Origin of the sequence: Polluticoccus soli, assembly GCF_029269745.1 — a bacterium.
Taxonomy (GTDB): Bacteria; Bacteroidota; Bacteroidia; order Chitinophagales; family Chitinophagaceae; genus Polluticoccus; species Polluticoccus soli.
In genome coordinates this window covers 2,068,969-2,081,651 of sequence record NZ_JARJHT010000001.1, presented here as the reverse complement: position 1 = coordinate 2,081,651, position 12,683 = coordinate 2,068,969, and the positions used below count along the sequence as shown (strand labels likewise).

Sequence of the window (12,683 nt, the reverse complement as noted above, 5' to 3'; positions counted from 1 at the left end):
AAATTTTTGTTTTGACGTTACGGGTTATATTTCAAAAATGGCAAAAACATGCTTAGGTTCTGCTTCTTTTATTTTCTTTTTGATACCCTGCTCGATTTGGGCAGAAGGTGTTTGAGAAGGCAAGCTAAAGTCGCTGTCATTAAACATCGAAGTTTCCGTGGCTATATATATTTTACCATTTGACGCAGCTTTTACCGCAGTTACTTTATCAAAGATCGTTGCGGTGTTCTTCCTATCCAGTTGCGTCCAGCTTGTACCATCATAGCGCAGCAGACCATCATTTTCAGTAGCGATGTATGCAACACCGTTCTTATCGAACGAAATAGAGTTCACGGTGAATTTCGACACCTTAGGTGACTCTATCTTAGAGATGTGTGTCCAATTAGTACCATCGAAGATCGAGATACCTGCTTTTGTACCCAGCCATATCTTGCCATCCTTTGCTTCGGTTACTACTGTGATATCATCAGAAGGGAACTCAATCTCTTTTTTAGACAACACCTGCCAGTTCGCACCATCAAATTTCATCAAGCCTTTTGCCGAACCTGCCCACAATGTGCCTTTGCTGTCTTTCAATATAGAATAGAAGATAACCGTAGGCAGATCACCATGTTTTTTATCGAAGGTTTGCCATTCATCGCCTGTGCGTTTAGAAATACCACCTGTGCCTGATACCCAAAAAGCGCCGGTATTGTCGTAAGCCATGCCTGTAACGCCACCCATGTTAGGCCATTTAGCAAAGTCGTTCACTTTGCCATTTTCAAATACCTTCACGCCACCAACACTAGCATTCAAATAGATCTTTCCATCGGGAGCCACAAACATCTTATCGAACGCGCTCTGCATTGGATTCGAATGCGTGTATGTAGTAAACTTGCCGTCTTTGTACATCACCAGGCCATCACCTGTGTTGGGCATCAGTACTGTACCATCATTCATTTCATCTATAGAGAATGTAGTACCCAGTTTCAGGTCAGCACTTGTATTATCGTATACCAGCCATTTAGGATCGTCGATCTTGTTGTATTCTTTAAATACGGTGATACCACCTGCACCATATGTATAGGTAGTATTGTTCATGCTCATTTTATTCCTGGGATAGGATTTTGCCCATTCAACATTTTTATATCCGGTAACAAACCACTTCCTGTTGTTTTTATCGATCGCAATTTTCATTACCGCATTTTGCACAAGCGGAGAATTTGCCTGCGTGATAGCGCGCATGCGGTCGTTCTTCATGTAGAAAACGCCTTTATCGCGTGTACCCAGCCATACCGTTCCGTTATCTTCAACATTCAGAGAAATCACATCCAGCGAACCATCGCCTGAAGTGTATTCCAGCATCCTTGGAGAAAAACCGTTGGTAAACCCACGCATGCTCCATTTTGAACCGTCATACTCGGCTATACCTTTGGGGGTAGCAAACCATATTTTGCCGCTTTTGTTGGTAGCAATAGCGTGTACTTCTGCAGCAGGAAATTCAGAGCTGGCGTTATTGAAGACTTTCCAGTTCTTTCCATCGAATTTTACCACACCTTGTTTATGGTCACCAATTATCGCCCACAGGTGGCCATTGTTGTCCATAGTGAGGTCTTCGAGAATGTTGTCAGGAATAGCAGAGTTTGATTTATTGTAGGTAGTCCAGTTTTCACCGTTAAAGAAAGCAGCACCACCTCCAATGAATTCGTCTTCATTTTTCACCATGCCGGTGATGTAGATCTTGTCGGTAGCTGTAACAACGATATCCGTCACTGCACGAATACCGGTGACACTCTCATCTATATCGGTCCAATTCGTGCCGTCGTATTTAACAAGACCAAGAGACGTACCGATCCAGATATTGTTTTTGCTATCGCACGCAATCGATAAAACAATACCCTTGGCAACGAAACAGTCGTTAGGATATTTTGGGTCTTTTATCTTTTTACCATCAAAGGTGCGCACACCTGCATGATCGATACCCAGCCATACAAGGCCATTTTTATCTTCTACCATATCATTGATACCATTGCCGGCCGGAAGCTTTGCAGTTTCATCCAGCGCATTGTTCAGGTAGGAATAATCTTTTGTGATCAGCATCCATTGATAAATAGGATCGAAGGCTTGTGTTTTCAAAACGGTTACAAGCAACACCAGGACCAGGGTACACCTTTTCATTTTCAGTAATTTTTTGTGTCCCCAAATATACCACCCCAGCAGTAATATTCAATCTACTACCCATAGATAAAAAGGCTAAATCATAAGTATTGGCAACATTCCATGACACATTAAACCAATTATTTAATTAAAAAAACTTTCATCTCAAGACTTTTTTTAATAATTTGTATATCCCATCAATATTTCTGTAACATTTTGCCCGAAATGACGATAAATAGAAACGATCACCTTTTAATTTCCTTGTTATGAACCACCACTTATTGAGAAAAGCGAGCCTTGTTGCCGCTATTGCCATGCAAGCATGCATTGCCACTGCTCAGACGAATACGTCCAAAGAGCAAATCCCCCTGATAGACAGGGAACTATTTTTCGACAACCCGGAGATCGCCGGTAGCCAGCTAAGCCCCGACGGAAAGATGGTTTCCTTCCTGAAGGCCAACAACGGCATCCTGAACATCTGGGTAAAAAGATTTGATGAACCGTTTGAAAAGGCTCGTCCACTGACCGCCAGCAAAGAGCCAATGAGCGGCTATTTCTGGACGCACGACGGCAAGTACATCCTGTTCGCACAGGCAAAAGGTGGCGATGAGAACGACAATATTTATGCAGTTAATCCGCTCGACGCGGCAGACCCTGCAACCGGCGTACCTACCGCCCGCAACCTGACTCCAAACGACAAGGTAAAAGCCTACATCTTTGCAGTAAGCCGTAAAAATCCGGATGTGCTTTGGGTTGGCCTGAACGACCGCGATGCCAGCTGGCATGACCTGTACAAGCTTGAGATCAACACGGGTAAACTCACCCTTCTGGAAACCAACAAAGACAGGTTGACAGGTTGGGTGTTTGACTGGGACGAGAATGTTCGCCTGGCTACCCGCACTCCTGAAGACGGCACAACTGAGATACTAAAAAGGAACACAGACGGAACTTATACTAAGATCTACGATTGCGGTACGCTGGAAAGCTGTGGACCTCTGTCGTTCACAACCGACAATAAGAACATCTACATCGAGACAAACAAAGGCGCCAACCAGGACCTTACCAAGCTGATGGTAATGGATATGCAGACATTGAAGCTCACTGATGTAGAAAAAGACCCCAACAACAAAGTTGACCTCGGCAATGTCGCATTCAGCGATAAAACCCGCGACATCATCTATACTACTTATACCGCTGCCAAAACCAAATATTATTTCAAGGACAAGGCAATGGAAAAAGATTTCAACTTCGTAAAGGGCAAATTCCCCGGCATGGAGGTGAATTTCCAAAGCTCTACCAACGAAGAAGATAAATACCTGGTGTCTGTATGGAGCGATGACAAACTGCCTGAAGTTTATTTCTACGACAGGAAAAAACAAGAGCTCATTTTCCAATACACTCCTCGTCCTAAGCTGAAACCTTACGAGAAGAACTTTGCTAAAATGGAGGCGATCACATACAAGAGCAGTGATGGTCTCGAAATACCTGCTTACCTGACAGTTCCAAAAGGTGTTGATCCCAAGAACCTTCCACTGATCGTACTGCCTCATGGCGGCCCCTGGGCTCGCGACTACTGGGGATTTAGTGGCTGGATACAGTGGTTGGCCAACCGCGGCTATGCTGTACTGCAAATGAACTTCCGTGGTAGCACTGGTTATGGTAAGAAATTCATCAACGCGGGCAACAAACAATGGGGCATGCTGATGCAGGACGATATTACCTGGGGTGTAAAACACCTGGTAAGCAAAGGCATTGCTGATCCTAAGCGTGTTGCTATCATGGGTGGCAGCTACGGTGGTTATGCTACGCTGGCTGGTCTTGCGTTCACACCAGATGTATATGCTGCCGGTGTTGACATTGTTGGCCCAAGCAACCTGATCACACTGCTGAACTCAATTCCTCCGTATTGGGAAGCCGGTCGGAAGATCTTCACAGAGCGAATGGGCGATCCTGCAACTCCTGAAGGAAAAGCACTGCTGGAAAAACAATCTCCGCTCAACTCTGCAGCAAGGATCACCGCTCCGCTGATGATCATACAAGGCGCGAACGATCCTCGTGTTAAAAAAGCAGAAAGTGATCAAATAGTAATTGCCCTCCGCGATCTGAACCGCACAGTTGAATACATCTGCGCTCCGGACGAAGGCCACGGCTTCCACAAACCAGTGAACAACATGGCTTCTCTTGGTCGCGCCGAAGTATTCCTGGGCAAAATTCTGAAAGCACGCTACCAGGAAGAAATGAAGCCTGAGCTGGCAGCTAAACTGCAGGAAATAACTGTCGATCCAAAGAGCTTGACGCTAACCAAAAAGCTACAGGTCGCTGCGCTGAAAGAAATGCCTAAACCATCTTCTGATCTTACTGCAGGCACTTATACTTACGACATCGTATTGGATATGGGCGGTCAGAAAATACCAATGACCATGGTACGTACCGTAAAAGAAGAAAACGGCAACTGGATAGTCAAAGACGCTGTAAAAACACCACAAGGCGAACAAAGCGACGAAGCCGTTTACACTAAATGGACATTGAAACCGCTTAGCCGCAAAGCAAGCGCCGGTCCTGGTCAGGAAGCCACTTACGCTTACGATGGCAACAAAGTAACCACAACTATGGCTGGTAAAAGCAATACAGAAACTGTGGACGGAGCTTACATACACGACGGTGGTGGTAACGACATGGTACTGGCACGCCTGCCGTTGAAAGAGGGTTACGAAGCTGGTATCTATATTGCCGGACAGGATGGCAAAGCAAAACTGAACAGAGTTGCTGTTGTAGGCACAGAAACAGTAAATGGCAAGCCTTGTTTTAAATGCGAAGTGGCAAGCGTTGACGAACCTAACGAAATCGCTACTTATTACATTGCCAAGGACAACAAAGTTGCCCAGCGTATTGTAGCACCTCTCTCTCAAGTTCCAGGCGCGACTATTACATTTGACTTGAAGAACTAATAAAGTTTTTTATAAAAAAGCCGCGCAAATTGCGCGGCTTTTTTTGTTTTGTCTAGTTGAGTGAAAGATTCTTTTCCAACAGGGGTATCAGGTCTTTGTCCTCGATGCGGAACAATTCTACCAGCAGGTTATTCAAGACGTTTAGCTTCATTTCAAGGTTGTCGTGCATTTCTTCCCATTCTACAGGTGTCTTTTCCTTTCCTTCGCGTCTTATATCAGCAAATACCCTGGCGATTGATTCTCTTGACTGCATGAAAGCATTGCTGCTAAAGAAGACCCCGTCCCGCTGCTGTTCTCTGCATACCTCTATAACAGATCTGCTCATAGACACGTGGTGTGCGATCTTTTCACTGAGATCATTACAGAATTGAAGAAAGGGTACAGTGCCAGCATTATTCTCCTTCAACCACTCAGCCTGCACTTTTGCATTCTTACACAACAGTTCAGTCAGCGGGTAATAGTCTTTATTTAGTTTTTCGGCCAGCTTTATCAGCTCAAACCGTTCGGGGGATTGCGAAGCCATACTGCTCAAATTCTAACCACAAATCTACTTTGTTGCGCTGCCATAAACGATGATGGCGAACATGCCGGTGTTCCCGCAACTGGTGATGTTGATCATGTTTCTGCCACAGTCCGGGTAATTTTGCGCACGAAAACAGATTGAATTACTTTTATCCTGAATCTGTCATCTATGTCGGCCACACACCACAAACGCATTATCTCCATCGATATCCTGAGGGGTATCGTCATGGTCATAATGGCACTTGATCATACCCGCGACTTCTTTTCTGACTTCCACCATAACCCAACCGATCTGCAATATGCCGGCACTGCCATGTTCTTTACCAGGTGGATCACGCATTTCTGCGCACCGGTTTTTGTCTTCCTCGCGGGAACCAGCGCTTACCTTTCGTTACGTAAATGCCCCACAAAAGGAGTTACGTCGAGATTCTTAATAACCCGCGGCATCTGGCTCATTATTTTGGAAATGACAGTCGTACGGTTTGGCTGGCAATTCAATGTCGATTACACGCAGGTGTTCGTGCAAGTTATCTGGGCCATTGGATGGAGCATGATATTTCTCGCAGGACTTATCTGGTTGCCTATGCCTGCCATACTCACAATAGGTTTAGCAATGATCACAGGTCATAATTTGCTTGATCCTATACACGCCAGTCGTTTTGGTGATGATGCGATATGGTGGAACCTACTCCATGAGTCTGACCTTACGCGAATTGGCGGCTTAAACGTGATGGTAATTTACCCTCTTATTCCATGGATCGGCGTAATGGCTACAGGTTATTGTTTTGGAACCATATTCCGCAAGGAAGAGAACGCACGTAACAAGTGGTTATATGGTATTGGCCTAAGTGCTATCGTAGCCTTTATCCTTATTCGTTATATCAATATTTACGGGGACCCCACTCCATGGGCGAGTCAACCCACTGCGTGGCATACGTTTCTGTCATTCATCAACTGCACCAAGTATCCACCATCGTTGCTATACCTGTTAATGACTATAGGGCCGGCTATCATGGCCCTTCCTGTTCTGGAGAAAATGCGCAACAGTGCGGGCCGATTCTTTACCGTATATGGTAGAGTGCCGATGTTCTACTACATCCTGCATATCTACCTGATACATGCCATGGCCATCGTAGTTGCCTTATTAATGAATGTACCTATCGCCGATTTTATGAGTAATGAACACCTCTTCGACCCTAAACCGGGCTGGGGCTTTTCGCTGCCCTGGGTATATGCCTATTGGTTATTGACCGTTGCAATATTATACCTGCCTTGCCGCTGGTTTATGAATGTAAAAGCCACTCACAGGAAATGGTGGCTAAGCTATGTATAAATGAAAATGGCCGGTTAAACACCGGCCATTTTTTATTTTCCAAACTTCTTCTTCAGCAAACTCAGAGCATCATTTATACCCATTTCCGAAAGGTCTTTTTCTTTCGGTTTGTTGAAATCGCGTCGAGGCTGGCCACCGCCGCGTTCTTTACGTGCAGGTGCATCCTGCGTTTGTTTGATAGAAAGTGCGATACGTTTACGACCTAAGTCAACTTCCAGCACTTTCACTGTCACCTTTTGGTTTAGCTTCAGCGCTTCGTTAGGATCGGTGATGTAGGTGTGCGATATCTCCGACACGTGTACAAGACCATCTTGTTTAACACCAATATCAATAAAGGCACCAAATCGCGTGAGGTTGGTCACTACACCCGGAACGATCATACCGACATGTACATCTTCAAGGCTGTAGATGTTCGCGAATTCAAATTGTTGTGCTTCACTACGTGGGTCAAGACCTGGTTTCTTCAACTCGTTCAGGATATCACGTACGGTATGCTCACCTACGGTTTCAGTCGTATAGTTCTTTACATTGATCGAGTTAACCATACTGTCGTTACCAATCAGCGCTTTTACTTCTACGCCAAGATCTTTCGCCATCTTCGCTACTACGTCATAAGCTTCAGGGTGCACAGCACTTGCATCCAACACGTTTTCTCCTTCTTTGATGCGCAAGAATCCAGCGCATTGCTCAAATGCTTTATTACCTAAGCGGGGTACTTTCAGCAATTGCTTGCGCGATTCGAAACCGCCTATCTCTGTGCGATAGTTCACAATATTTTCGGCAATAGAAGGACCGATACCACTCACATAGCTCAGCAGGTGCTTGCTGGCTGTATTCAGGTTTACACCCACAGCGTTCACACAGCTTACCACGGTTTGATCGAGACGTTCTTTCAGGCGCACCTGGTTTACGTCGTGCTGGTACTGGCCAACACCAATGCTTTTAGGATCGATCTTCACCAGTTCCGCTAGCGGATCCATCAGCCTGCGGCCAATGCTTACTGCACCACGCACAGTCACATCCTGGTCGGGGAACTCTTGCCTTGCGATCTCTGATGCAGAGTATATAGACGCGCCATCCTCGTTCACTAAAAATATCGGTAGTCCCAGATCAAGTTTCTTGATGAACTGTTCTGTTTCGCGTCCTGCTGTGCCGTCGCCAATCGCTATCGTTTGTATATCATATTGCTTCACCAGGTTGCGGATGGTTTGTTCTGCACTCATCAACTTGCCTGGCTCGTGTATATAAATCAGATCTGTTTTCTTCAATGTTCCTTTATCATCCAGGCATACTGTTTTGCAGCCGGTGCGGTAACCGGGATCCAAAGCCAGTATGCGCTTACTGCCCAGTGGCGAGCTTAACAAGAGCTGCCTCAGGTTCTCAGCAAATACATTGATCGCTTCTTCATCAGCTTTTGTCTTCAGCGCCATGCGGAATTCGCTTTCCAGGCTTGGCTGCAATAAACGACGGTATGCATCTTTCACTGCTTTCTTCACTTGCTCGCCAGCTTCGTTACCCGATTTCACATACAGGCGTTCGATCATGGCCAGCGCCTCTTCTTCACTGGGAGCTATGGTCATACGCAGAACTCCTTCCATAAAGCCACGCATAATGGCCAGCATACGGTGCGATGGTATTTTCGACACCGGCTCAGAGAAGTCGTAGTAGTCTTTGTACTTAACACCTTCGGTTTCTTTATCGCTCAGCACTTTGCTTTGTACGGTAGCCGTATCTTCGAACAGCTTACGCGACTTAGCACGTACTTGTGCGTCTTCGTTCACCAGTTCGGCTATGATATCGCGCGCACCTTGCAGCGCATCTTCTGCCGACTTCACATTCTCGGTAATGAACCCGGCAGCTTCCGTGAGCGGCACAATATTGCCCTGCTCCAGTATCATGGTAGCCAACGGCTCTAGTCCGTTCTCACGCGCTGTTTGTGCTTTGGTTTTGCGTTTAGGTTTGTAAGGCAGGTATATATCTTCCAGCTCGGCGATGGTAATGGCTGCGTCCAGTTTGGCTTGTAGCGCTTCGGTCATCTTGCCTTGCTCTGTTATCGTCTTTTCTATAAAAGCTTTACGCTCACTGTATTCTTTCTGGAATTTGGCTTCGTCCTGGATAGATTGTATCTGCACCTCATCCAGCGCACCAGTCTTATCCTTACGGTAACGGGCAATGAATGGTATCGTTGCACCTTCGTTCAATAATTCCAGTACCGTGGCTACTTGTTGTTCCCTTATATTCAGTTTGGAGGCTACGCCTGCTGCATATTCTGTCATGACTTCTCGTTTTCTTGCGGACTGCGAATGTAAAAGGCCTCGGGCAGATACTGAAACAAAATTTGCCTTAAAAATATTCACATGTTACAGGTTCATATTTGAGCTTAAATTTGAGCGTTTTATGGACCTCCGCGCCGAAATATTAAAAGAACATTCACGTGTTCAGTCCGAAAAAATTGCCAAATGGATCGGCAACAACCCGGACCGGTTCAAAGAATTCATGCATTTATTCCTGAATGATGAATACCGTGTGGTTCAGCGTGCAGCCTGGGTGCTTAGCGTAGTGGCCGAAAAACACCATGAGCTTGCCCTACCCTACCTTCCGGCCATGGTAAAAAAAATGAGCGAGCCGGGTGTGCATGTGGCTGTAAAACGAAATGTAGTTCGCATCCTGCAGTTCATCGAGATCCCCGAAGAGTTGCACGGCGATATAATGAATGCTTGCTTTGACCTGCTGGGCGACCTGAAAGAAACCATAGCAGTGCGTGTTTTCGCCATGACTGTGCTGGCCAACCTCGCCAAAACCTACCCCGATATCAAACAGGAGCTACGCACTATTATAGAGGACGAACTTTCGCACGAACCATCCAAGGCATTCATAGCACGTTCCAAACAGCTGCTCAAGAACCTCTAAAAGAATTTATCATCCAATTGTAACTTATTTCCTGCTGCGTCGATTTACTTAACGAGGCATAGGGGTATACCCGTCTATTCTCGTTTAATAACTAAAATCAATTCTACATGAAACTACCAGTACTATTTGTACCCTTAATGACACTGGCTCTTGGCGTCCAGGCACAGCAAGCTTATAAGTATAATGCACCGGGCAAACATTACAGCCCTTATGTGCGCCACGCATTGACCAAACAACTGACCACAGCGCACAAGACCACTGCTGCACATGAACGGATCTCAGGCTATTCAGTATACGTATTTGACGGAAGCTCTATGAACATACAGGATTCCTCTAACTTCAAATATTCCAATGCAAGAGGCTTTCAGTTCAATCCTAACAGCATGTTCCTGGACGATGAAACCATCCAGTTTGATTCTGCAACCTACTTTGTTGATTTCGGATCGGGTTTTCAATTAGACCACATACTCAAAAGCACTTACGACAATGCCAACAAACGTCTTACACGCACCGAACTGAGGCCTGACTTTACGCCCCAACCAGAAAATTTCAGGGACAGGAGAGCATTTTACGATGCTAATGGCAACTTGTCGATCGAATATGTACTTGGCTGGAATAATTCTACTAACGCCTGGGATACGCTTACGCGCAAACATTATGGGTATAACGGCCAAAACCAGCTTATTGCTGATAGCATTTACGTCTACTCATCGGCCGATTTTATGAACAGGACCGAATATTCACTGGATGGTAACGGCAACCAGGTTGAAATTGCGCTTTTCCAACGCCAATCGGGTAGCTGGATACCGCAATACCTTGAAAAGCACACCTATGACGCACTCAACAACCTGACCACAAATTATGGCCAGCAATACGATCAAACAACGTCTTCCTGGGTAGACAACTCGTTCGACACGTTTGCCTACAACAACCACCACGTATATCATTTTACAGAAAACTGGTTCTGGAACACAACCACCAGCAGCTGGGAGTATACAACCCGCGAGCTGCGTACGCTAAATGCCGCCGGCGATCGCGTAATGATCCAGGACATGAAACAATGGGACGCGCAGACAAGCACATGGGAGGACAACGCTGTAATTGAGTGGGCGTACACAGCCATGGGCCATCCTTCCAATGGTGTTATCAGCATAGACTTTGGCGGAACTCCTTTTGAAGTGGGCAACGTCAACGTATTTTATGAGCAGTACAACGACCTGCATATCGGAGATACAAAAGAAAAGACAAGTACACTGTCCTTATATCCCAACCCAGCAACGAATATCATCAACCTGGAATGGGCACAACCGTTACATGATGCAAAAATATCGCTGACAAATATGATGGGCCAGCAAGTATATCAAACGAATCAGCCCGTAAACGGCTCATCAATGTCCGTACAAATAGACCAATTACCTGCCGGTACTTACCTGCTCTCTGTACACAACAATACAGGTATAGTACTCGAAACAAAGACAGTAGTTAAGCAATAGCATAGGATGTGTTGAATAAAACAAACCCCGCTCTCCAGCGGGGTTTTACTTACCTATGATCACTGCAGAAGCAGCTTCCTCTTATACACCCCTTGCCCAGTGTTTATTTCCAATAAATAAGTACCGCGCGATAAATGAGAAAGATCCAGTTCGTGTGTGTTCTCACTATTGCTTTTTACCAATTTGCCAGTAGCATCGTACACGGCAAGAGACACCAGACGCATTGATAGCGGCACCTCAATGTGCACTACCTTACTTGCGGGATTAGGATAAACATTTATTCCATCTGCCAGCCCGTCGACATCCGCCACACTAAGTCCAAGACCACCGCCTGTTGTTGTTTTGTACAATTTCCTGTTCGAAATAACATAGCCCGTCGCTATTGTAGGCATTGCAAGGTCGGACAACCAGAATTGTGGATCCACCTGCACCGAATGCCAGCTTTGCCCGAAGTTCTCCGAACCGTATATATAGCCTCCGCCATTTCCGATTGTCTTATACCCTAGCAAGTAAGCAAAACCATTATTGCCAAACTTCACCTTGTTAAATGTGATCGTATCGGGTGCGATCTTTTGTTTTGCCCAGTTATTGCCTCCATCGGAACTCTTTAGAATAGTGCCCTTGCCGCAGCCGGCCAATCCATATACGCTTGCGAAACCGATAGAAGTCACAGCCAGGGTATCCTGGTACCTCAAGTCCCAGTTTATGCCCCAATCATCGGTTGAATAGATACGATGAGTTTTTGAAGCAAAATCATATCCAAGCAACAACACCCTGCTACCGCCTGTAAACACTGCATCGGTGATGGTGAAATTAAACGTCGGCTTCACCATACTTTGAAATGTTCTACCGGTATCTGTAACGTGGAATATATTGCTGTAACTAACAACCACTCCTTCAACATCATTTGTGGTCTGTTTAAAGTCTACGCCAGTAAACTCATATACGGGGGCATTCGTAACTGTTACCGAGTCCCACGTATGACCTCCGTCCTTCGTTGTCATCAAGATATTAGGTATCATTGAAAAGCCTGAGCCACCACACACAAAACCAATATCATCGGTTACAAACTGCATATCGGTTAGAAAGTCGGTGTACATATCCAGGAAGGGAACCTTGATAGTGTCCCACGAAAGTCCGCCGTTGTTCGTTAACAAAAACCGGCCATCCATCTCTCCTGAGATGATCCCCTTGTGTGCATCAAAAAAATGGATGTTGACGAAATTGCCTGCATCAATTGAATCCATCAGTTGCCACTGTGCTTTGGCAGGGCTCGCTGATAGTATCAGGACGGATAGGAACAAGTATAGTTTTTTCATACGCCTGGGGTTTGTTTACCCA

At 45.7% G+C, this 12,683-nt stretch carries 8 protein-coding genes; 4 read left to right on the top strand and 4 right to left on the bottom strand.

What is annotated here, in order from left to right; all coding sequences use genetic code 11:
• Positions 1 to 24: 24 nt before the first annotated feature.
• Positions 25 to 2,157, bottom strand: coding sequence for a ligand-binding sensor domain-containing protein (locus tag P2W83_RS09170; protein WP_276133420.1), 2,133 nt, complete (start codon positions 2,155 to 2,157; stop codon positions 25 to 27).
• A 245-nt stretch (positions 2,158 to 2,402) separates the two neighbouring features.
• On the opposite strand from P2W83_RS09170, the gene P2W83_RS09165 reads away from it, so the two are divergent.
• The gene (locus P2W83_RS09165) at positions 2,403 to 5,084 is read left to right on the top strand and encodes an alpha/beta hydrolase family protein (RefSeq protein ID WP_276133419.1); all 2,682 of its coding nucleotides are present in this window, start codon (positions 2,403 to 2,405) and stop codon (positions 5,082 to 5,084) included.
• 52 nt (positions 5,085 to 5,136) lie between these two features.
• On the opposite strand, the gene P2W83_RS09160 is transcribed toward P2W83_RS09165, so the two are convergent.
• Entirely contained in the window at positions 5,137 to 5,607 is a 471-nt protein-coding gene (locus tag P2W83_RS09160) for a hypothetical protein (RefSeq protein WP_276133418.1), read from the bottom strand.
• 168 nt (positions 5,608 to 5,775) lie between these two features.
• Here P2W83_RS09160 and P2W83_RS09155 point away from each other — a divergent pair, with 168 nt between their 5' ends.
• On the top strand, positions 5,776 to 6,939 hold the full coding sequence (locus P2W83_RS09155) for an acetyltransferase domain-containing protein (RefSeq protein ID WP_276133417.1): 1,164 nt from the start codon (positions 5,776 to 5,778) through the stop codon (positions 6,937 to 6,939).
• A gap of 32 nt (positions 6,940 to 6,971) precedes the next feature.
• Here the strand turns inward: P2W83_RS09155 and P2W83_RS09150 are convergent, their stop codons facing one another.
• Complete coding sequence (locus tag P2W83_RS09150) at positions 6,972 to 9,215, bottom strand: Tex family protein (protein ID WP_276133416.1); 2,244 nt, start codon at positions 9,213 to 9,215, stop codon at positions 6,972 to 6,974.
• 121 nt (positions 9,216 to 9,336) lie between these two features.
• Here P2W83_RS09150 and P2W83_RS09145 point away from each other — a divergent pair, with 121 nt between their 5' ends.
• Both P2W83_RS09145 and P2W83_RS09140 read left to right on the top strand, forming a co-directional pair.
• Complete coding sequence (locus P2W83_RS09145) at positions 9,337 to 9,849, top strand: hypothetical protein (RefSeq protein WP_276133415.1); 513 nt, start codon at positions 9,337 to 9,339, stop codon at positions 9,847 to 9,849.
• A gap of 107 nt (positions 9,850 to 9,956) precedes the next feature.
• Positions 9,957 to 11,342, top strand: a complete 1,386-nt coding sequence (locus P2W83_RS09140) for a T9SS type A sorting domain-containing protein (protein ID WP_276133414.1) — start codon at positions 9,957 to 9,959, stop codon at positions 11,340 to 11,342.
• Between the two features lie 59 nt (positions 11,343 to 11,401).
• On the opposite strand, the gene P2W83_RS09135 is transcribed toward P2W83_RS09140, so the two are convergent.
• The gene (locus tag P2W83_RS09135; RefSeq protein ID WP_276133413.1) at positions 11,402 to 12,661 is read right to left on the bottom strand and encodes a T9SS type A sorting domain-containing protein; all 1,260 of its coding nucleotides are present in this window, start codon (positions 12,659 to 12,661) and stop codon (positions 11,402 to 11,404) included.
• Positions 12,662 to 12,683: the final 22 nt, after the last annotated feature.